Raw genomic sequence first — 19560 nt, 5'->3', positions numbered from 1 at the left:
GGGTTGCGCGATGATCGCGCAACATCGCTGATCCAAGGAGCCGATCCATGACCATCGCCAAGGCGGACTTCATCGAGGGCCTAGCCAAGGGCCTGGCGGTGCTCGAAAGCTTCGACACCGAGCGTCAGCGCCTGAACGCCACGCTGGCCGCCCAGCGTGCCGGGCTCACCCGGGCGGCGGCGCGGCGGCACCTGCTCACGCTGGCGCACCTGGGCTACCTGGAGACCGACGGCAGCTATTTCTGGATGGCGCCGCGGGTCCTGCGTTTTTCCGGCAGCTACCTGGCCTCGTCGCGCCTGCCGCGGGCGCTGCAGCCCACGCTCAACCGGCTGTCGGCACAGACGGGGGAGTCCTTCTCCGCCGTCGTGCTCGATGGCGAGGAGGTGGTGATCGTCGCCCGCAGCGGCAGCTATGGCGCGCCTTCGCGCGTGCTGGCCTACGGCCTGCACCTGGGCGCCCGGCTGCCGGCGCATGCCACGTCGACGGGGCAACTGCTGCTGGCGGCCATGGCGCCGGCGGCGCTTTCGGCCTGGCTCAAGGGGCGCAGCCTCGCGCGGCTCACGCCGCACACCTTGACCCGGCCTGCAGAGCTGCGCCGGCGGCTGGCGCAGATCCGCAAGGACGACCATGCGCTGGCAAGCGAGGAACACGAACTGGGCGTGCAGGCCCTGGCGGTGCCGCTGCGGGACATGCAAGGCCGGACCGTGGCCGCCTTGAACCTCGTCCTGTCGGGCGGGCTGCAGCCGCCCGAGGCGCTGGAACGAAGCATGCTGCCCTTGCTCGCGGAGGCTGCGCGCGAACTGCGGGCGCTGCTCTGATAAAGCAAAATTGACTTTGTGTGAATTTGTTGCGCGACGCCGGTCCCGGCCGGGCCCAACATTTCGCCCATGCCTCTGTCCCTTCTCCACCGCTTGGCCAGCGCGCAGCTTCCTGTTTCCTTCACCGAGGGCGGCGACATCGACGCCATCCGCATGCTGGCGCTCGCCGGCCATGTGCAGGCGGTGATCCCCCGTCCCGTGCGGACCTTGTCCGGCCATCACCAGCCGGCGGCCACGGTGTCTGCCATCACGCCATTGGGGCGGCAGATGATGGAACGCTTTCCCCGCGAAGCCGAGGTGGGCTGAGCCGTCGCGGCCCGAAGGGCGGGGCCGGCCGGCCGCCATTGCCCAGGCCACGACCACAAGCCCCGGGGCTGCTGGCGTCGTGCGCCTGGACGCCAGTCAATTCCTACAGTCGCAGTAAACCTTTTGCCGCTTGAGGTGGGTCAACGGACCCATGGCGACTTATCATGATTGAAATTTCGGTAATTACTGAAATTTCAACATTTACCGCTTCGCCATGACTGAATCCACGTCCGTTGATCCCGACCGGCTGCCGAGCCGGATGTCGATGGCGGCCGCGGCGCAGGCGATGGCCGCCCTGCTGTGGCTGCCGCAGGCGGCACTGCTGGCCTGGGCGGTCCAGAGGCTTGCCGACGGCGGCGGCCTGCATGGCGTGCTTGCGCTGGCGGGTGGCGTGGCGGCGGTCGGGCTGCTGCGCGCGGCGTTCGATGCATGGGGTGTGCGCCGCGCCTTTGAAGATGCGCGGCAGGCGCTCGGTGCCCTGAGGCGCGCGGCAACGGCGGCGCTCGCTGGCGGATCGCCGGTCGACCGCGACCGGCCGGCCTCCGGCCTGGCGGCCAGCGCGCTGGCGGAGCAGGCCGAGGCCATCGTGCCCTGGTTGGCGCGTTTCCAGCCCGTGCGGCTGAGGCTCATGGTGGTGCCCCTCGCCATCGCGCTGGCGGTGGGTGCCCTGTCCTGGGTGGCCGCGGCCATCCTGGTGGTGGCCGCGCCGCTGATCCCACTGTTCATGGCGCTGGTCGGCCGCCGTGCACAGGCCGCGTCGGAAGCGCAACTGGCGCGACAGGGCGACATGAACGCCTTCCTGCTCGACCGGCTGCGGGGCCTCTCCACCCTGCGCGCGCTGGGCGCGGTCGATCACACGGCGCTGCGGCTGAGGGCCTCGGCACAGGATCTGCACCGCCGCACGATGGCCGTGCTGCGCATCGCCTTCCTGTCGTCGGCGGTGCTGGAGCTGTTCGCCGCGCTGGGCGTGGCCATGGTGGCTGTCTATGTGGGCTTCCATCTGCTGGGGCATCTGCAGTTCGGCAGCTGGGGCCGCACGCTCAGCCTGGGGCAGGGCCTGTTCATCCTGCTGCTGGCGCCCGCCTTCTTCGAACCGCTGCGCGAGCTGTCGGCCGTGTGGCATGACCGTGCGGCCGGGGAGGCCGCGCGCAAGGCGCTGGCGTCACTCGATGGCGCGGGGCCGAGGCTTCCCGGGCAGTCTGACGCTGCCCTGCCGGCAGAGCCGGCGCCTGCCGGTGCGCTGGGCGTGCGCGTGCGGGGGCTGCGCTTTGCCCCGGCGGGCGAGCGGCCGGTGCTCGACGCGTTCGACCTCGACGTCCGCCCCGGTGAACGCCTGGCCATCCTCGCGCCCAGTGGTGGGGGCAAGACGACCCTGCTGTCGCTGCTGGCCGGGCTTGTCGCGCCGCAGGCGGGGCAGGTTTTCATCGGCGGCGTTCCCATGGACGAAGCCCATGCGCCGGGCCTGCGCCGCCGGATGGGCTGGATGGGGCAGCGTGCCCATGTGTTCGCCGGCTCCCTCGACGCCAACGTGGACCTGGGTCGGCCGGTCGCGGACGCGCAGGCCGTCGCCCGCGCCATCGATTTCGCAGGCCTCGCCGACGTGGCCGCCGGCCGTCCCAGCCAGAGCCTTGGCGAGGCCGGTGTGGGCCTGTCGGGTGGCGAGGCCGTCCGCCTCGCCCTGGCCCGGCTGGCCGTGAACGACGAAGCCGGCCTGCTGCTGGCGGACGAGCCCACCGCCCACCTCGATGCCGAGACGGCCGACCGCGTCATCGACGCGCTGCTCACCCTGAGTCGCGGCCGGACGCTGGTGCTGGCTACCCACGACCCGCGCCTCGCTGCGCGCATGGACCGTGTGCTCCGCCTCGACGCGGCGCCGCTGCGCGAAGCGGCCTGAAGCCGCGATCCATCAGGAGCCCACGCCATGACCCGTTCTGCCACCCACGATCTCCAGGTTTTGCGCCGCCATTTCATCGGCCAGCGGCGCGGGGCGCTGTGGCTGGGCGCCGGGCTGGCCGTGCTCACCAGCCTCGCCGGCATCGGCCTGCTGGGCCTGTCGGGCTGGTTCATCACGGCGACGGCGCTGGCCGGCTTGCAACTGACGACGGCGCTGGTGTTCGACGTCTTCATGCCCTCGGCGGGCATCCGGCTGCTGGCCCTGGGCCGCACCGGCGCGCGCTATGCCGAGCGGCTCGTCACGCACGACGCCACGCTCGGCGTGCTGGCCGGCCTGCGCGAGCGTCTGCTGCGCGGCTGGGCGCAACCCGAGGCGGCCCAACGCCTGCTGCTGCGTCCCGCGCGGCTGCTGCAGCGTCTGACGGCCGACATCGATGCGCTCGACGCCCTCTACCTGCGCATGGCCGTGCCGCTTGCCGTCAGCCTGGCAGCGGCGGCGATGGCCGGTGTCGTGGCCGGCTTGCACGACTTGCGGCTGGGCCTGGCCCTGGCCGCCTGGCTGCTGGTGGCAGGTTGGGGCAGTGCATGGGTGGTCGCGCGCCGGGCCCGCCCCGTGGCGGTGCGCCGGGCTCTGGCGCTGGAGCGCCTGCGCGCCCGTGCCGTCGACCTCGTGGCGGGGCAGACCGAACTGGCCATGGCCGGTAGGCTGACGGCCCAGTGCGAAGCGCTGGCCGAGGCCGACAGGCGCCTGGCCGCCACCGACCTGCGCATGGCCGGGCTGGAAGCGCGGGCCAGCTTCGCGCACGGACTGATGCACACGGCCACGCTGGTGGGCGTGCTGCTGGCGACCGCCTGGCTGGTGGAGCAGGGCCGCATCGGCGCGCCGGCCGCGGCGCTGCTGATGCTCATGGCGCTGGCCGCAGGCGAGCCGATGGCGGCGCTGCGCCGCGGCGCGCTGGAGTCGGGCCGCACCTGGCTGGCGGCCCGGCGGCTGGCGCCGGCCGTGGCGGCGGCCGAGTCCGCACCGTCGGGCGATGCGCCGCAGGTCCGCCCTGGCGCCGCGGCCGACGGCGGCATCCATCTCGAAGGGATCGTGGTGCGCCGAGACGGCGGGGCACGCCCCGTCCTGCAACTGTCGTCGCTGCACATCCAGTCCGGCGAGCGCGTGGCAGTCATCGGGCCCAGTGGCGCCGGTAAGTCCACGCTGCTCGCGCTGGTGGCGGGTGAACGCGCGCCGGTCGCCGGCCAGGTCCAGGCACCGCGCGCCACCTGGATGACCCAGCGGCCCGAGCTCTTCCGCGACAGCCTGCGCGACAACCTCACGCTTGCCGCACCCCACGCCACCGACGCGCAGTTGAGCGCGGCGCTCGCCGACGCCGGCCTGCAGGCGGATGTCGCCCGCCTGCGCGAAGGCCTGGACACTTCCCTGGGCGAAGGCGGGCTGGGCCTGTCGGGCGGCCAGATGCGCCGCCTGTCGCTGGCCCGCCTGCTGCTGCAGGACGCGCCGCTGTGGCTGCTCGACGAGCCGACCGAGGCGCTCGACGCCGTCACCGCCCGCGAGGTTCTGCGCCGCCTGGACGCGCGCGCGCAGGGCCGCACGCTGCTCATCGCCACCCATCTGCGTCGCGAGGCGCGGCTCGCCGACCGCCTGCTCTGCATCGAGGCCGGCGCGTTGCGCGCCGACCTGCGGCGCGGCACACCCGCCTTCGACGCCGCCCTCGCCGCATTGCGCGACGACTGAGGCCATCGCCATTCCCCGCATTCCGACGCCAAGCATTTCAGAAGGAGTCTCACCATGGACCTCGACATCGTCGGCCTCTCACGATTGCAGTTCGCAGTCACGGCCCTCTACCACTTTCTCTTCGTTCCCCTGACCATCGGGCTCGCGATCCTGATCGCGATCATGGAGACCGTCTACGTCATGACCGGCCGCACCCTCTGGCGCGACATGACCAAGTTCTGGGGCCTGCTCTTCGGCATCAACTTCGCCATGGGCGTGGCCACCGGCATCGTCATGGAGTTCCAGTTCGGCATGAACTGGAGCTACTACAGCCACTACGTGGGCGACGTGTTCGGCGCGCCGCTGGCCATCGAGGGGCTGATGGCCTTCTTCCTCGAAGCCACCTTCGTCGGCCTGTTCTTCTTCGGCTGGGAGCGGCTGTCCAAGCTCAAGCACCTGATCGTGACCTGGTGCGTGGCGCTGGGCTCCAACCTGTCGGCGCTGTGGATCCTGATCGCCAACGGCTGGATGCAAAACCCGGTGGGCGCGCAGTTCAACCCGCAGACCATGCGCATGGAGGTGACCGACTTCTTCGCCGTGCTGACCAACCCGGTGGCGCAGGCCAAGTTCGTGCACACGGTCTCGGCCGCCTACGTGGTGGCGGCGCTCTTCGTGCTGGGCATCTCGGCCTGGTACCTGCTCAAGGGTCGGCATGTGCACCTGGCCAAGCGCTCGATGACCGTTGCGGCCTCCTTCGGCCTGGCCGCCTCCCTGTCGGTGGTGGTGCTGGGCGACGAGAGCGGCTACCTCTCCACCGAGCACCAGAAGATGAAGCTCGCCGCCATCGAGGCGATGTGGAAGACCGAGCCCGCGCCCGCCGCCTTCACCGCCTTCGGCTTCCCCGACCAGGCGGCGCGCGAGACGCACTTCGCCGTGCACATTCCCTGGGTCATGGGCCTGATCGGCACGCGCTCGCTCGACACCGAAATTCCCGGCATCGACGACCTGGTCAAGCGCGCCGAGGTCAACATCCGCGAGGGCGTGGTGGCCTACGACGCGTTGCAGAAGATCCGCGCCGCCGGCGCCAGCGGCACCGTGCCGCCCGAAGCCAAGGCGGCCTTCGAGGCGAACGGCCGGCAGCTGGGCTATGCGCTGCTGCTCAAGCGCTATGTGGACGATCCGCGCCAGGCCACGCCCGAGCAGATCGCCAAGGCCGCCTGGGACACCGTGCCGCAGGTCGCGCCGCTGTACTGGACCTTCCGCGTCATGGTCGCGCTGGGCCTGTTCTTCATCGTGCTCACGGCGGCCTTCTTCTGGCTGTCGGCGCGTCGCCGGCTGGAGGCGCATCCCTGGTTGCTGAAGGTGGCGGTGTGGGCCATCCCGCTGCCCTGGATCGCCGCGGAATGCGGCTGGTTCGTGGCCGAGTTCGGCCGCCAGCCCTGGATCATCGAAGGGGTGCTGCCCACGGGCGTGGCCGTCTCCAACCTGGGCGCCGGCACCGTGCTGGCCACGCTGCTGGGCTTCGTGGCCATCTACAGCGTGCTGCTGGTCATCGAGATGAAGCTGATGCTCCAGGCCATCCGCAAGGGGCCGCAGGAGCATCCCGTGCCGCCGCCCGCCGCACTGCGCGCCGAGGCCGCCCCCGAACTGGCGCTGGTGCGCTGATCACCGCAGGAGCTGCATCATGATCCTTCACGAACTGATTTCCTACGACGTCCTGCGCCTCATCTGGTGGGCTCTGCTGGGCGTGCTGCTGGTGGGCTTCGCGCTCACCGACGGCTTCGACCTGGGCAGTGCCATGCTGCTGCCCTTCGTCGGCCGCGACGACACCGAGCGCCGCGTCGTCATCAACAGCATCGGCCCGGTGTGGGAGGGCAACCAGGTCTGGCTGATCCTGGGCGGTGGCGCCATCTTCGCCGCCTGGCCGCACATCTATGCCGTCTCCTTCTCGGGCTTCTACCTGGCGATGTTCGCCACGCTGGTGGCGCTGATCCTTCGGCCCGTGGGCTTCAAGTTCCGCAGCAAGAAGGAAGACCCGGCCTGGCGCTCGCGCTGGGACTGGGCGCTCTTCGTCGGTGGCTTCGTGCCAGCGCTGATCTTCGGCGTGGCGCTGGGCAATGTGCTGCAGGGTGTGCCCTTCCGCTTCAGCGACGACATGCGCATCTTCTACGAGGGCAGCTTCCTCGGCCTGCTCAACCCCTATGCGCTGCTGGCCGGTGTGCTGTCGGTGGCCATGCTGGCCATGCACGGCGCGGCCTGGCTGCAGCTGAAGACGGGCGGCGCCGTGGCCGAGCGGGCACGCCGCATCGGCATCGTGGCCGCGCCGCTGACGGCTGTGTTGTATGGGGTGGCCGGCCTGCTGCTGGCGCGCTTCGTGGGCGGCTACGAGATCACGAGCCCCATCAACCCGGTTGGCCCTTCGGCACCGCTGCTCAAGACGGTGGCGGTGGGGCAGGGCGCTTGGTTCGCCAACTACGCGGCGCATCCGGCGCTGTGGCTGGTGCCGGCCCTGGGCGTGGCGGGCGCGCTGCTTGCGGCCCTGTGCTTCATGGCTCGGCGCGAATTGTCGGCGCTGCTGGCCAGCGGCCTCGCCATTGCGGGCGTGATCGTCAGCGTGGGCGTGTCGATGTTTCCCTTCCTGCTGCCCTCGTCGCTGGACCCGCGGGCCAGCCTGACCGTGTGGGACGCCTCGTCCAGCCACCTCACCCTCTTCATCATGCTCGTCTGCACGCTGGTCTTCATGCCGATCATCCTGGCCTATACCAGCTGGGTGTTCTCGGTCATGCGCGGCAAGGTCGATCCCGATGCGATCCGCGAGGAGCGCGGCCACGCCTACTGAGCGTGCCTGCACTGCTTATCTACAAACACGAAGGAACAACACCATGTGGTATTTCTCCTGGCTCCTCGGCCTGCCGCTCGCGGCGGCCTTCGCCGTGCTCAACGCGATGTGGTTCGAGCTGATGGAAGACGATGCGATCCGCCATGACAAGCTGGACCCGCCGAAGTAGACACCCCCCATGCCGCTTCGCGGCTCCCCCCTCTCTGGCGCCTTCGGCTTGGAGGGGGGCGCACCCCGCGGCCTAGCAAAGCCAGTTCCGCGGGTGCACTTGCGTGGCCTGCTCCGCGGCCATTGGATTCTTGTAGCCGTGCCGGTTTCATGCGGCGTGGGTCACGCAAAGGGCCGTGAAAAACAGAAGTCCTGTTGCCTGCCGCGCGGCTCAGCGGGTGCCGGCCGGTTCCGCCATCAATGCGCTGAAGCGCGCCATGTCCACATTGCCGCCGCTCAGGATCACGCCCACGCGCTGGCCGCGCAGCGAGTCCTTCATGGCCCGTGCTGCCGCGAAGCCCAGGCAGCCGGTGGGTTCGACCACCAGCTTCATGCGCGTGAAGAAGAAGCGCATGGCCTCGACCAGCTGCGCGTCGGTGGCGGTGAGGATGTCGTCGACGTCGCGGCGGATGATGGCGAAGGTGTAGGCGCCCAGGTGCTGCGTCTGCGCGCCGTCGGCGATGGTGCGGGGCGTGTCGATGTGCACGATGCGGCCGGTGCGCAGCGACTGCTGGCCATCGTTGCCGGCCTCGGGCTCCACGCCGTACACCTTGCATTGGGATGACAGCGCCCGCGCCGCCAGCGCCGAGCCCGACAGCAGCCCGCCGCCGCCCAGGCAGACGAAGAGCGCATCGAGCGGGCCCGTGTCCTCGATCAGCTCCTTGACGGCCGTGCCCTGGCCGGCGAGCACGTCCGGGTGGTCGTAGGGCGGAATCAGCGTCATGCCGCGTTGCTCGGCCAGGCCGCGGGCCAGCTGCTCGCGGTCCTGCGTGTAGCGGTCGTAGGTGATGACCTCGCCGCCGTAGCCGCGGGTGGCGGCGATCTTGGCGGCCGGCGCATCCTCGGGCATCAGGATGGCGGCCGGCATGCCCAGCTCGCGCGCGGCCAGCGCCACGGCCTGCGCGTGGTTGCCCGAAGAGAAGGCCGCGACGCCGGCGCGGCGCTGCGCGGCGTCCAGCTTCGACAGCGCGTTGAAGGCACCCCGGAACTTGAACGCGCCCATGCGCTGCAGGTTCTCGCACTTGAAGAAGACCTGGGCGCCGAGTTCGGCGTCCGCGGTGCGCGAGCGCATCACGGGCGTGCGGTGGGCATGGCCGTCGATGCGCGCGGCCGCAGCGGCCACATCGTCGTAGGTGGGGAGGGTCAGCTCGGTCATGCACCGGAGCATGCCACGCCGGACCGCGCAGGAGCCGGAACAGATCGAAGGGCACTGCAGCAGAACAGGCCGACTGCCCCGCCGGCCGGATCGCCCATGCCGCGGCGGCTATGATTTTTCGATGCCCTGCGCCTGCTGCCTCCATTTGCCGATCCGTCCCAGCGCATGGCGCCCAGGCCGCTGATGGGCGCGCGCTGCGTCATGGTCCTCGGCACCACCAGCGGTGCCGGCAAGAGCTGGCTGGCCACTGCGCTGTGCCGCTGGTATGCGCGGCAGGGCTTGCGGGTGGCGCCCTTCAAGGCGCAGAACATGAGCAACAACGCCCGCGTGGTGCCGGCCCGCCATGACGCGGACCACGGCGGCGAGATCGGCAGTGCCCAGTATTTCCAGGCCCTGGCCGCGCGTGCCGTGCCGGACGTGCGCATGAACCCGCTGCTGCTCAAGCCCGAGCGCGACACCGCCAGCCAGGTGATCCTGATGGGCGAGGTGCACGAGGTGCTGACCCGCACGCCCTGGCGCGAACGCAGCGCCGCCGTGTGGCCGCGCATCGCCGAGGCCTTCGACAGCCTGGCGGCCGACCATGACGTGGTGGTGCTCGAAGGCGCCGGCTCGCCGGCCGAGATCAACCTGATGGCCAGCGACATCGTCAACCTGCGCATGGCCCGCCATGCCGATGCGCGCTGCCTGCTGGTGACCGACATCGACCGCGGCGGCGCCTTCGCGCATCTCTACGGCACCTGGGCGCTGATGCCGGAGGCCGACCGTACCCGTCTGACCGGCTTCGTGCTCAATCGCTTCCGCGGCGACGCGTCGCTGCTGGCACCCGGCCCCGAGCAGTTGCAGGGCCTCACCGGCGTGCCCACCGTCGCCACGCTGCCCATGTGGTGGCAGCACGGGCTGCCGGAGGAAGACGGCGTGTTCGACGACCGGCCGAGCGGCGACCGTGCACCCGGCGGTCTCACGGTCGCCGTGGTCGCCTATCCGCGCATCAGCAACCTCGACGAATTCCAGCCGCTCAAGAAGGTGCCGGGCCTGCGGCTCGTCTGGGCGCGCACGCCCGAGGCGCTGGCGGGCGTCGACTGGATCGTGCTGCCGGGCTCCAAGGCCACCGCCAGCGACCTGGCCTGGCTGCGGGCCCAGGGCCTGGACCGCGCCATCGCCGCGCACGCCGCGGCGGGCGGGCGGGTGCTGGGCATCTGCGGCGGCCTGCAGATGCTGGGCGAGGCGCTGGTCGATCCGCATGGCATCGACGGAAACGCGCCCGGCCTGGGGCTGCTGCCGCTGGTGACCGTGTTCGCACGGGAGAAGACCGTGCGCCTTCGCCGCACCTGTTTCGAGGCCGTGACCGGCCCCTGGTCCGCGCTTGCCCAGGTGCCGCTGGCGGGCTACGAGATCCACCACGGCCAGACCGGCGTGCATCCGCAACTGGCGTCCCAGGGTCAGCCGGTGCTGCCCGATGGCCTGGGCTGGCAGAACACCGCGGGCAACGTGCTGGGCCTCTACCTGCACGGCCTGTTCGAGGATGCGGGCGCGGTGCGCGCGCTGTTCGGCGCGCAGGTGCCCACGCTCGATGCCACCTTCGACGGCCTGGCCGACTACATCGACCGACACTTCGCGCCCGGCGTGCTGGCCGGGCTGATCGACCCGTGACCCGGCGGCGGGACTTGGCGGCGCTCAGCGCCCCTGACGGACACTGACAGAGGCGCCTGCGGCGGCTGGTGCCCCCGGCCGTCGCCCTTGAAACTGAAATGACCTTCTCACCAGACTCCTTGCTGCAGGACCTCGACCTGCCCCCCGTTGCCGACCTGCACGACGCCGCACTGGCCGAGCGCCTGCAGGCTGCCATCGACAACAAGACCAAGCCCCTGGGCGCCCTGGGCCGGCTGGAGGTCCTGGCATTGCGCCTGGGCCTGATCCTCGGCAGCGCCACGCCCACACTGACACAGCCCCAGGTGCTGGTCTGCGCTGCGGACCATGGCCTGGCGCAGCAGGGCGTGTCGGCCTATCCGGCCGACGTGACCTGGCAGATGGTCCACAACTTCCTGGCCGGCGGTGCGGCCGTGAGCGTGCTGGCACGCCAGCACGGGCTGGCGCTCACCGTCGTGGACTGCGGCGTGCGCCAGCCCTTCGAGCCTGCGCCGGGCCTGCTCTCGCGCCGCGTCGGTGCCGGCACGGCCGATGCATCGCAGGGCCCTGCCATGACGCCGCAGCAATGCGCGCAGGCCATCGCCAACGGCCGCGAGGTGGTGCGCGGGCTGCCCGGCAATGCGCTGCTGCTGGGCGAGATGGGCATCGGCAACAGTTCGGCCGCGGCACTGCTGCTGTCTCGCCTGACGGGCGCGGACATCGATGCCTGCACCGGCCCCGGCACCGGCCTCGATGCCGCCGGACTGGCCCGCAAGCGCACCGTGCTGCGCCAAGTGCTGGCGCGGCATGCGGATGCGCAGGGGCCGCTGGCGGCGCTGTGCGCCTTCGGCGGCTTCGAGATCGCGACGCTGGTGGGCGCCGTGCTTCAGGCGGCCGAGGAGCGGCGGGTGATCGTGGTCGATGGCTTCATCGCCAGCGCCGCCGTGCTGGTGGCGCAGGGTCTGCGGCCGCAGGTGGTGCAGCGCTGTGTCGCCGCCCATGGCTCGGCCGAGCCGGGACATGCGTGCCTGCTGCAGGCACTGGGGCTGCAGCCCTTGCTGGACCTGGGCCTGCGCCTGGGCGAGGGCTCCGGCGCCGCGCTGGCCTGGCCGCTGCTCGAATCGGCCTGCCGCATCCTGGGCGAGATGGCCAGCTTCGAGTCGGCCGGCGTGTCGCGCCAGTCGGAATGAGGCCCGCATGAACGGCGTGCGGCACTTCCTGCTCGCGCTGCAGTTCTTCACCCGCATCCCGGTCACGGGCCGGCTGGCGGCCTGGGTGGGCTACAGCCCGCAGATGCTGCGGGCCAGCGCCGCGCACTTTCCAGGCATCGGCTGGGTGGTCGGATTGATCGCGGCCATGGTGTTTGCGCTGGGTCTGGCCGGCCTGCGCGGACCCATGGGCGCCCTGGCTGCCGCCGTGCTGGCCACGGCCGTGACGGTCTGGGCGACCGGCGGCTTCCACGAGGACGGCCTGGCCGACACGGCCGATGGGCTCGGTGGTTCGGCGCAGCGCGAGCGCGCGCTGGAGATCATGAAGGACTCGCGCATCGGCAGCTTCGGCGCGCTGGCGCTGGTGCTGGCACTGGGCCTCAAGACGGCGCTGCTCGCCACGCTGGCGGAGCAGGGCGCGGCGGCGGCGGTGGCGTCGTTGCTCGCCGCACACGTGCTGTCGCGGCTGGCGCCCCTCATCCTCATCCGGGGCCTTGCGCATGTGGGAGACAGCGCGACCTCCAAGTCCAAGCCGCTGGCCGATGCCTTGCCGGCCGGGGCGCTGGCGGTGGGCCTGGCCTGGTCCGTGCCTGCCGCCCTGTTGCTGCTGGCCGCCCAGGGCCTGCTGAACGGGCTTGCAGCGCTGCTGTTGGGCGCAGCCGCGGCGGCGTGGATGTTCCGCCTGCTGCGGCGCCGGCTCGGCGGCTTCACGGGCGACGGACTGGGCGCCACGCAGCAGCTGTGCGAGCTGGCGATCTACCTGGCGCTGGCATGGCGGCCGTGGTGAACCGTGCGGAGGGCGCGCTGCCCGCGCTGTGGCTGATGCGGCATGCGCGCGTGCTGGTGGCGCCGGGGCTGTGCTACGGCATCACCGAGGTCGAGGCCGACCCGGTGGCCACGCAGGAGGCCGCGGCGCAGGCAGCGCGGCTGCTGCCGCAGGGTGTGGCATTGCGCTGCTCGCCCGCCCGTCGCTGCCAGGACCTGGCGCTTGCGCTCCATGCGCTGCGTCCGGACCTGATGCCGAGCACCGACCCACGCCTGGCCGAGATGGACTTCGGCGCCTGGGAGGGCCGTCTGTGGTCGGACATCGGCCGTGACGCCATGGAGACGTGGACCGGGGACTTCGGCGAGACGCCACCCGGGCTGCATGGCGAGAGCGTGCACCGCTTCCTGGACCGCATCGGCGGCGCCTGGGACGAATGGCATCAGGCGCGCCGGCCAGAACTCTGGATCACCCATGCCGGCGTGATCCGCGCTGTCGAACTGCTGAGCCAGGGCCGGAGGCGCATCGCCATTGCCGCGGACTGGCCGTCCACGCCGGTGGAGTTCGGCCGCTGCTCGCCGTTGGCAGCGCCTTGAGCCTTTCAGTCAGCGCTTCGCCCAGAACGCCTTTTGCATCGCCACCGTCTCGTCCGCGATCTCCGGCACCGGCCCGATCAGCTCGACCGGCTTCTGGCAATGGTCGAAGACATAGCGCGAAGGCACGCTCATCGTCGGGTTCTCGGCATGGTCGCCCGTGGCCTCGAGCAGCTGGTGCTCGGTCATGCCGAAGACCACGCGGCCGATGTTGGCCCAGTAGGCGGTACCGGCGCACATGCAGCAGGGTTCCACGGCGGTGTAGAGCGTGCAGCTCCACAGGAACTCCGGCGTGAAGTTGGTGGCCGCCACGCGCGCCAGCGTCGATTCGGCATGGTTCACCGTGTCGATGTTGCATTGCTCCAGCAGCACCGTCTCCTGGTCCGGGCCGACGAGGATCGCGCCGAAGGGATGGTGGCCCAGCGCCATGGCACGGCGCGCCACCTCGTTGGAGCGGCGCAGGTGGCGCAGGATCTGCTCGTGCGTGGGCGCGAGGCCCTGAGGCGGATAGGTCGTCGGCGTGGTGTCGGTCATGGCAGCAGGGCTTCGAGTTCGGGGATCAGCAGGTCGGTCAGGGCCTGCGGGGCGGCCAGCTGCGGCACATGGCCGCAGGGCAGGGTGAGGCGGCGGGCACCGGGGCTGAGCTGCTGCATGCGCGCCTGCAGCGGGTGATAGACGGACTGGTCGTCCAGGCATTCCACGTAGAACCGGGGCACGCGGCCGAATCGTCCGGCGCTCAGCCGGTTGACCATGGCGCGCCCGCTCTCGGGCTGCGGACGCAGCAGCGCCGCGGCCTGTGCGGCGGCAGCGGGCTCGCAGTCGTGGACGAAGCAGCGCAGCGCGCCTTCGGCGGGCACGCGGCTGGCGCTGCGGTCGGCGTTCCATTGCAGCCAGGGCCCGATGCCCGAGAAGTCGCGGCCGGGCTGTTCGGCCTGCACCTGCCGCACCAGTTCCCCGAAGCCCATGCCGGAAGGCAACATCATCCCGGCCAGGTAGACCAGGGCGGCCACGCGCTGGGGCAGCACCTCGGCCACCTGCGAGGCGGTGATGCCGCCACCACTGTGGCCCAGCACCACGGCCGGCTCGCCCAGGGCGTCGATCACGCCCGCCACATGGGCGGTGTAGGCGTCGAGGCTGGCGGGCGCATCGCCAAGCGGCGGCCAGCCGTTGCCCGGCAGGTCCACTGCATGCGGCTGCCAGCCGCGTTCGCGCAGCAGCGGCAGCCAGGCGTCGAAGGCCCAGGCGCCTTGCCAGGCACCGTGGATGAGGACGATGTGGCGGGTCATGGCGGCGGTCGTCGGGTGAAAGGGCGGGTGGGCGTGGCTGTGTGGATCAGCTGGTTGAGAAAGGCGCCCGGGCTACTTCGTGGCGGGTGCCGGCGTCTTCGGCTTGAAGTCGCAGTAGGCCGCCACGGCGCATTCCCAGCAGCGCGGCTTGCGCGCCACGCACACGTAGCGGCCATGCAGGATCAGCCAGTGATGGGCATGCAGCCGATATTCGACCGGCACGCGCTTGCCCAGCTTGAGTTCCACCGCCAGCGGCGTCTTGCCCGGTGCCAGACCGGTGCGGTTGCTGACGCGGAAGATGTGCGTGTCGACCGCGATGGTGGGCTCGCCGAAGGCCACGTTGAGCACCACGTTGGCCGTCTTGCGGCCCACGCCGGGCAGGGCCTCCAGTGCCTCGCGGCTGCGCGGCACCTCGCCGCCGTGCTGCTCCACCAGCATGCGGCAGGTCTCCATCAGGTGGCGGGCCTTGCTGCGGTACAGGCCGATGGTCTTGATATAGCCCTCCAGGCCTTCGAGGCCCAGGTCCAGGATGGCCTCCGGCGTGTTGGCCACGGGATAGAGCTTGCGCGTGGCCTTGTTGACGCCGACGTCGGTGGCCTGGGCCGACAGCAGCACGGCGGCCAGCAGCTCGAAGGGGGTGGTGTATTCCAGCTCGGTGGCGGGCGCCGGGTTGGCGGCCTGGAGCGTGGCGAAGAAGGGACCGATGTCGGCGACTTTCATGGGGCGGCGATTATGGGGCGCCGCCCCGCGGCTCGGGCGCAGGGTCAGCGCAGGAAGACCTTCTGCATGAACTGGGCCACCGGCACCTGCATGGCCGCCTGCACGCGGGGTGGCAGCTCCAGCGGACGCATCAGCATCTTGAGGGTGGGGCCGACTTCGAGATTCGTGCGGATCACGCGGTTCAGGTCCTGGCTGACCTTGCGCAGGTACTGCGGATCATGGCCCTGGGCCGGCGCGCGGGCGGGCGCGATGTGGCGGATGGCGCAGTCGGCATCCTCGCTCTTGAGCTCCAGCGTGCGGCGGGCCACGGTGCCGAACACGCGCATGCGGCCCAGCCGTTCCTGCGCCCGGTAGCGCCGGTAGTAGCGGTAGAAGTGCTTGTAGTGGTTGACCTCGTCGGCCGCGATGCGCGTGGCCAAGTCGTGGAAGACCGGCTCGCGCGTGAAGCGCGCCAGCGCCTTGTAGTAGGTGGCGGTGCCGGTCTCGACCACGCAGCGGGCCGACATCTCCAGGCCGCGCGTGGGGGCCAGCAGCTCCACTTTGCAGTAGGTGGCGTATTCGGCCAGGAAGGCGTCGTAGGCAGGCTGCCAGTCGAAGTCCGGCCACACGTGCTCGACATAGGCGCGCAGCGCACTGCCGTGCTGCAGCTCTTCGGGCTCCCACTGGCTGCGCAGCCAGCCGGCCACCTCGTCGTCGCCCTCGAAATAGTCGATCAGGTTGCGGGTGTAGAGGTCGGAGCCGCTCTCGATGAAGGAGGCGGAGCAGGCCAGGTAGAAGAGGGTGTCGTCGCCGCGCGCCTTGTCGATGTCAATGCGCGAGAAGTCGAGGTCGTCCAGGGTCCAGTGCGGTTTGGTGTGCACATCCAGCATGGGTTCTCCTTGCGGGCTTCGGCGGATGCCGTGCCGGCAAGCCGACACACTAGGGCTTTTACTGTTTCCATTCAGTAGGAAATCGTCACGAACCGTCCGAGCCGTGCTGGATGATGCCCCAATTCGCATGCCATTCAGCTGACCGCATGATGACCGCCGGCGCCCTGAGCCTCCGACCGGCTTTCGCCGGGAGATCCGTTCCGCGGGCAAGGCCCACATTCGTCCAATGACCGACCTCCGTCCGCCCGTCCTCTACGTCTTCCTCATGCCCGGCCCGGCGGTCCAGAAGGCGCTGGACGGCCACCGGGCGCGGTGGTACTGGCCCAAGCCAGCCAAGCGGCCGAAGGCGCACCGGCTGCACCTGACGATGGCGGTGCTCGGTCCGCAGCCGGATACGGCGATCCCGGGCATCCGGCAGGCGCTGGCCGGCGTGGACGGCTCGCACCTGCACCTGCATCTCGGTGGGGCCCGCGTCTGGACGCACAACGGCGTCGCCGTGCTGCTGGCCGAGGCGAATCCCGCCTTGGTGGATCTGCATGCCCGCATCGCGCAGGTGCTGCGCCCCTGGGCACCCCCGCCGCCGCCCTGGACACCCCACGTCACGCTGGCGCGCCGCGCCTGGGAGGCCGCCGCGCCCCAGGGCGATGTCATCGACTGGGCGGTGGACGAATTCCTGCTCGTGCGCTCCTGGCTGCCACCGCATCCGGTACACCACGAGGTGCTGGCGCGCTATCCCTTGCGGGGCGGGTCGGCCACCCCCCCAAACCTATAATCGAATGTTCTGCGAAATCAGGCACTTGGGCCGGCCATCGGGGCCTGCATCAGGCGCCCCCAAGCCGCGGCGCACCGCGGTACAGAGCGACCACACCACATGAGCCAGCCCACCTTCACGGTTGCGGACATCCGCAAGACCTTCCTCGACTTCTTCGAATCCAAGGGCCACACCGTGGTCGCGTCCAGCCCGCTGGTGCCGGGCAACGACCCGACGCTGATGTTCACCAACTCGGGCATGGTGCAGTTCAAGGACGTGTTCCTGGGCGAGGACAAGCGGCCCTACGTGCGCGCCGCGTCGGTGCAGGCCTGCCTGCGTGCCGGCGGCAAGCACAACGACCTCGAGAACGTGGGCTACACCGCCCGCCACCACACCTTCTTCGAGATGCTGGGCAACTGGAGCTTCGGCGACTACTTCAAGCGCGAGTCGCTCAAGTGGGGCTGGGAGCTGCTGACGCAGGTCTTCAAGCTGCCCGCCGAGAAGCTGCTGGCCACCGTCTACATCGACGACGACGAGGCCTACGACATCTGGACCAAGGAGATCGGCCTGCCGCCCGAGCGCGTGATCCGCATCGGCGACAACAAGGGCGGCAAGTACAAGTCCGACAACTTCTGGATGATGGCCGACACCGGCCCCTGCGGTCCCTGCTCGGAGATCTTCTACGACCACGGCGCGCACATCCCCGGCGGCCCCCCGGGCAGCCCCGAGGAAGACGGCGACCGTTTCATCGAGATCTGGAACCACGTGTTCATGCAGTTCGACATGAAGGAAGACGGCAGCGTGGTCAAGCTGCCCGCGCCCTGCGTGGACACCGGCATGGGCCTGGAGCGCCTGGCGGCCATCCTGCAGCACGTGCACAGCAATTACGAGATCGATATCTTCGACGCGCTGATCAAGGCCGCCGCGCGCGAGACCGGCTGCACCGACCTGGCCAATCCTTCGCTCAAGGTCATCGCCGACCACATCCGCGCCACCTCCTTCCTGGTGAGCGACGGCGTGGTGCCCAGCAACGAAGGCCGCGGCTACGTGCAGCGCCGCATCATCCGCCGCGCGATCCGGCACGGCTACAAGCTGGGCCAGAAGAAGCCCTTCTTCCACAAGCTGGTGGCCGACCTGGTTGCGCTGATGGGCGCCGCCTATCCGCGCCTGCAGGCTCAGGCCCAGCACATCACCGACACGCTCAAGGCCGAAGAAGAGCGCTTCTACGAGACGCTGGCCAACGGCATGGACATCCTGGACACAGCCCTGGCCGGCGGCCAGAAGACCCTGCCGGGCGAGGTCGCCTTCAAGCTGCACGACACCTACGGCTTCCCGCTCGACCTGACGCAGGACGTCTGCCGCGAGCGCGACGTCACGGTCGACGAGGCCGGCTTCGATGCCGCCATGGAGCGCCAGAAGGCCGCCGGCCGCGCCGCCGGCAAGTTCAAGATGGAGCGCGCGGTCGAGTACGGCGGCGCTGGCAACGTCTTCACCGGCTACGAGCACCTGCAGGAGGCCGCCAAGGTGGTCGCGCTCTACCACGAAGGCGCTGCCGTGCAGCAGCTGGCCCAGGGCCAGGCCGGCATCGTGGTGCTCGACACCACGCCCTTCTATGCCGAAAGCGGCGGCCAGGTCGGCGACCAGGGCCTGATCACGGCCGAGGGCGTGGTCTTCGGCGTGCAGGACACGCAGAAGATCAAGGCCGACGTCTTCGGCCACCACGGCATGCAGACGCAAGGCACGCTCAAGGTGGGCGATGCCGTCACGGCCGCCGTCGACGGCGAGCGCCGTGCTTCGACGGCCCGCAACCACAGCGTCACCCACCTGATGCACAAGGCCCTGCGCGAGGTGCTGGGCACGCATGTGCAGCAGAAGGGCTCGCTGGTCGACGCCGACAAGACCCGCTTCGACTTCGCCCACAACGCGCCCGTGACCGCGGTGCAGATCGCCGAGATCGAGCAGCGCGTCAACGCCGAGGTGCTGGCCAATGCCGCCACCCAGGCCCGCGTGCTGCCGCTGGAAGAAGCCCAGAAGACCGGCGCCATGATGCTGTTCGGCGAGAAGTACGGCGAGACCGTCCGCGTGCTGGACATCGGCAGCAGCCGCGAGCTGTGCGGCGGCACGCACGTGCAGCGCACCGGCGACATCGGCCTGTTCAAGATCGTCAGCGAATCGGGCGTGGCCGCCGGCGTGCGCCGCGTCGAGGCCGTCACCGGCCTGAACGCGCTGGCCTACCTGCAGGGCCTGGAAGGCACCGTGCAGAGCGTGGCCGCCACGCTCAAGACACCCGCCACCGAGGTGCAGCCGCGCCTGGCACAGGTGCTCGATCAGGTGCGTGCGCTGGAGAAGGAGATCGGGGCGCTCAAGGGCAAGCTGGCCTCCAGCCAGGGCGACGAACTGGCCGGCTCGGCCATCGACGTCAAGGGCGTGAAGGTGCTGGCGGCCAAGCTCGACGGCGCCGATGCCAAGACGCTGCGCGACACCATGGACCAGCTCAAGAACAAGCTCAAGAGCGCCATCGTGGTGCTGGCCGCAGTCGACGGTGCCAAGGTGCAGATCGCCGCGGGCGTCACGGCCGACCTCACGGCCAAGGCCAAGGCCGGCGAGCTGGTCAACTTCGTCGCCCAGCAGGTGGGCGGCAAGGGCGGCGGCAAGCCGGACATGGCCATGGCCGGCGGCACCGATGCCGCGGCCGTGCCGAAGGCCCTGGGCTCGGTGCAGGGCTGGGTGGCCGAGCGGGTCTGATCAGCCGCCGCATTGCTCGTTCCATACAGATGAACGTGCCGGTCGCTTCCGAGCCGTCCG

At 70.7% G+C, this 19560-nt stretch carries 18 protein-coding genes; 13 read left to right on the top strand and 5 right to left on the bottom strand.

All coding sequences use genetic code 11. The features are described from left to right. Positions 1–47 precede the first annotated feature (47 nt). The 7 genes from ACT54X_RS02720 (at position 48) to cydX (ending at position 7745) form a co-directional block, all read left to right on the top strand. Positions 48–818: an IclR family transcriptional regulator domain-containing protein gene (locus ACT54X_RS02720; protein WP_017758064.1), complete on the top strand. Its 771-nt coding sequence runs from the start codon at positions 48–50 to the stop codon at positions 816–818. A gap of 69 nt (positions 819–887) precedes the next feature. Beyond that, entirely contained in the window at positions 888–1124 is a 237-nt protein-coding gene (locus ACT54X_RS02715; protein WP_234192278.1) for a hypothetical protein, read from the top strand. Positions 1125–1338: 214 nt separating this feature from the next. Continuing rightward, the gene (gene cydD, locus ACT54X_RS02710; RefSeq protein WP_476344893.1) at positions 1339–3018 is read left to right on the top strand and encodes a thiol reductant ABC exporter subunit CydD; all 1680 of its coding nucleotides are present in this window, start codon (positions 1339–1341) and stop codon (positions 3016–3018) included. 27 nt (positions 3019–3045) lie between these two features. After that, the gene (cydC, locus tag ACT54X_RS02705) at positions 3046–4758 is read left to right on the top strand and encodes a thiol reductant ABC exporter subunit CydC (protein WP_294369471.1); all 1713 of its coding nucleotides are present in this window, start codon (positions 3046–3048) and stop codon (positions 4756–4758) included. 54 nt (positions 4759–4812) lie between these two features. Beyond that, entirely contained in the window at positions 4813–6402 is a 1590-nt protein-coding gene (locus ACT54X_RS02700; protein WP_294369470.1) for a cytochrome ubiquinol oxidase subunit I, read from the top strand. Positions 6403–6421: 19 nt separating this feature from the next. Continuing rightward, complete coding sequence (cydB, locus tag ACT54X_RS02695) at positions 6422–7576, top strand: cytochrome d ubiquinol oxidase subunit II (protein WP_294369465.1); 1155 nt, start codon at positions 6422–6424, stop codon at positions 7574–7576. Positions 7577–7619: 43 nt separating this feature from the next. Then, positions 7620–7745 carry a cytochrome bd-I oxidase subunit CydX gene (gene cydX, locus ACT54X_RS02690; protein WP_114804163.1) on the top strand — a complete coding sequence of 42 codons (126 nt, stop codon included), beginning with the start codon at positions 7620–7622 and terminating at the stop codon, positions 7743–7745. Between the two features lie 210 nt (positions 7746–7955). Here the strand turns inward: cydX and ACT54X_RS02685 are convergent, their stop codons facing one another. Then, the gene (locus ACT54X_RS02685; protein WP_294369461.1) at positions 7956–8939 is read right to left on the bottom strand and encodes a threo-3-hydroxy-L-aspartate ammonia-lyase; all 984 of its coding nucleotides are present in this window, start codon (positions 8937–8939) and stop codon (positions 7956–7958) included. Positions 8940–9122: 183 nt separating this feature from the next. Here ACT54X_RS02685 and ACT54X_RS02680 point away from each other — a divergent pair, with 183 nt between their 5' ends. The 4 genes from ACT54X_RS02680 to ACT54X_RS02665 all read left to right on the top strand — a co-directional run bounded on the left by ACT54X_RS02680 (position 9123) and on the right by ACT54X_RS02665 (position 13132). Then, the gene (locus tag ACT54X_RS02680; RefSeq protein WP_294369882.1) at positions 9123–10589 is read left to right on the top strand and encodes a cobyric acid synthase; all 1467 of its coding nucleotides are present in this window, start codon (positions 9123–9125) and stop codon (positions 10587–10589) included. 98 nt (positions 10590–10687) lie between these two features. Next, a complete protein-coding gene (gene cobT / locus ACT54X_RS02675) occupies positions 10688–11755 on the top strand; it encodes a nicotinate-nucleotide--dimethylbenzimidazole phosphoribosyltransferase (protein WP_476344890.1) in 1068 nt (355 codons plus the stop codon). 7 nt (positions 11756–11762) lie between these two features. Further along, the gene (gene cobS, locus ACT54X_RS02670) at positions 11763–12560 is read left to right on the top strand and encodes an adenosylcobinamide-GDP ribazoletransferase (RefSeq protein WP_476344889.1); all 798 of its coding nucleotides are present in this window, start codon (positions 11763–11765) and stop codon (positions 12558–12560) included. Beyond that, entirely contained in the window at positions 12545–13132 is a 588-nt protein-coding gene (locus tag ACT54X_RS02665) for a histidine phosphatase family protein (protein WP_476344887.1), read from the top strand. The genes cobS and ACT54X_RS02665 overlap by 16 nt, the downstream gene beginning before the upstream one ends. A 9-nt stretch (positions 13133–13141) precedes the next feature. On the opposite strand, the gene ACT54X_RS02660 is transcribed toward ACT54X_RS02665, so the two are convergent. From ACT54X_RS02660 to ACT54X_RS02645, 4 genes are all read right to left on the bottom strand, one after another. Then, positions 13142–13663, bottom strand: coding sequence for a nucleoside deaminase (locus ACT54X_RS02660; RefSeq protein ID WP_476344885.1), 522 nt, complete (start codon positions 13661–13663; stop codon positions 13142–13144). Continuing rightward, positions 13660–14415: an alpha/beta fold hydrolase gene (locus ACT54X_RS02655; protein WP_476344883.1), complete on the bottom strand. Its 756-nt coding sequence runs from the start codon at positions 14413–14415 to the stop codon at positions 13660–13662. Before ACT54X_RS02655 ends, ACT54X_RS02660 begins: the two co-directional genes overlap by 4 nt. A gap of 72 nt (positions 14416–14487) precedes the next feature. Next, positions 14488–15135: an endonuclease III gene (nth, locus tag ACT54X_RS02650; protein ID WP_476344881.1), complete on the bottom strand. Its 648-nt coding sequence runs from the start codon at positions 15133–15135 to the stop codon at positions 14488–14490. Between the two features lie 44 nt (positions 15136–15179). Beyond that, positions 15180–16004, bottom strand: a complete 825-nt coding sequence (locus ACT54X_RS02645; RefSeq protein ID WP_294369447.1) for a ferritin-like domain-containing protein — start codon at positions 16002–16004, stop codon at positions 15180–15182. A gap of 226 nt (positions 16005–16230) precedes the next feature. Between ACT54X_RS02645 and ACT54X_RS02640 the strand changes: the two genes are divergently transcribed. Then, on the top strand, positions 16231–16776 hold the full coding sequence (locus tag ACT54X_RS02640; RefSeq protein WP_294369444.1) for a 2'-5' RNA ligase family protein: 546 nt from the start codon (positions 16231–16233) through the stop codon (positions 16774–16776). Between the two features lie 99 nt (positions 16777–16875). Then, on the top strand, positions 16876–19500 hold the full coding sequence (gene alaS, locus ACT54X_RS02635) for an alanine--tRNA ligase (protein WP_294369439.1): 2625 nt from the start codon (positions 16876–16878) through the stop codon (positions 19498–19500). Positions 19501–19560: the final 60 nt, after the last annotated feature.

It is taken from the genome of Pseudacidovorax sp. DMC4 (genome assembly GCF_056314265.1).
The sequence above is the reverse complement of the archived record's forward strand: the minus strand, read 5'-3'. Positions and strand labels throughout refer to the sequence as shown.

Coding starts and splice junctions, on each gene's coding strand:
- cydB (WP_294369465.1), top strand. CDS start 6,422: ATGATCCTTCACGAACTGATTTCCTACGACGTCCTGCGCCTCATCTGG.
- cobS (WP_476344889.1), top strand. CDS start 11,763: ATGAACGGCGTGCGGCACTTCCTGCTCGCGCTGCAGTTCTTCACCCGC.
- cydD (WP_476344893.1), top strand. CDS start 1,339: ATGACTGAATCCACGTCCGTTGATCCCGACCGGCTGCCGAGCCGGATG.
- alaS (WP_294369439.1), top strand. CDS start 16,876: ATGAGCCAGCCCACCTTCACGGTTGCGGACATCCGCAAGACCTTCCTC.
- ACT54X_RS02665 (WP_476344887.1), top strand. CDS start 12,545: ATGGCGGCCGTGGTGAACCGTGCGGAGGGCGCGCTGCCCGCGCTGTGG.
- ACT54X_RS02715 (WP_234192278.1), top strand. CDS start 888: ATGCCTCTGTCCCTTCTCCACCGCTTGGCCAGCGCGCAGCTTCCTGTT.
- ACT54X_RS02685 (WP_294369461.1), bottom strand. CDS start 8,939: ATGACCGAGCTGACCCTCCCCACCTACGACGATGTGGCCGCTGCGGCC.
- cydX (WP_114804163.1), top strand. CDS start 7,620: ATGTGGTATTTCTCCTGGCTCCTCGGCCTGCCGCTCGCGGCGGCCTTC.
- ACT54X_RS02700 (WP_294369470.1), top strand. CDS start 4,813: ATGGACCTCGACATCGTCGGCCTCTCACGATTGCAGTTCGCAGTCACG.
- ACT54X_RS02660 (WP_476344885.1), bottom strand. CDS start 13,663: ATGACCGACACCACGCCGACGACCTATCCGCCTCAGGGCCTCGCGCCC.
- ACT54X_RS02655 (WP_476344883.1), bottom strand. CDS start 14,415: ATGACCCGCCACATCGTCCTCATCCACGGTGCCTGGCAAGGCGCCTGG.
- cydC (WP_294369471.1), top strand. CDS start 3,046: ATGACCCGTTCTGCCACCCACGATCTCCAGGTTTTGCGCCGCCATTTC.
- nth (WP_476344881.1), bottom strand. CDS start 15,135: ATGAAAGTCGCCGACATCGGTCCCTTCTTCGCCACGCTCCAGGCCGCC.
- ACT54X_RS02720 (WP_017758064.1), top strand. CDS start 48: ATGACCATCGCCAAGGCGGACTTCATCGAGGGCCTAGCCAAGGGCCTG.
- ACT54X_RS02645 (WP_294369447.1), bottom strand. CDS start 16,004: ATGCTGGATGTGCACACCAAACCGCACTGGACCCTGGACGACCTCGAC.
- ACT54X_RS02640 (WP_294369444.1), top strand. CDS start 16,231: ATGACCGACCTCCGTCCGCCCGTCCTCTACGTCTTCCTCATGCCCGGC.
- cobT (WP_476344890.1), top strand. CDS start 10,688: ATGACCTTCTCACCAGACTCCTTGCTGCAGGACCTCGACCTGCCCCCC.
- ACT54X_RS02680 (WP_294369882.1), top strand. CDS start 9,123: ATGGGCGCGCGCTGCGTCATGGTCCTCGGCACCACCAGCGGTGCCGGC.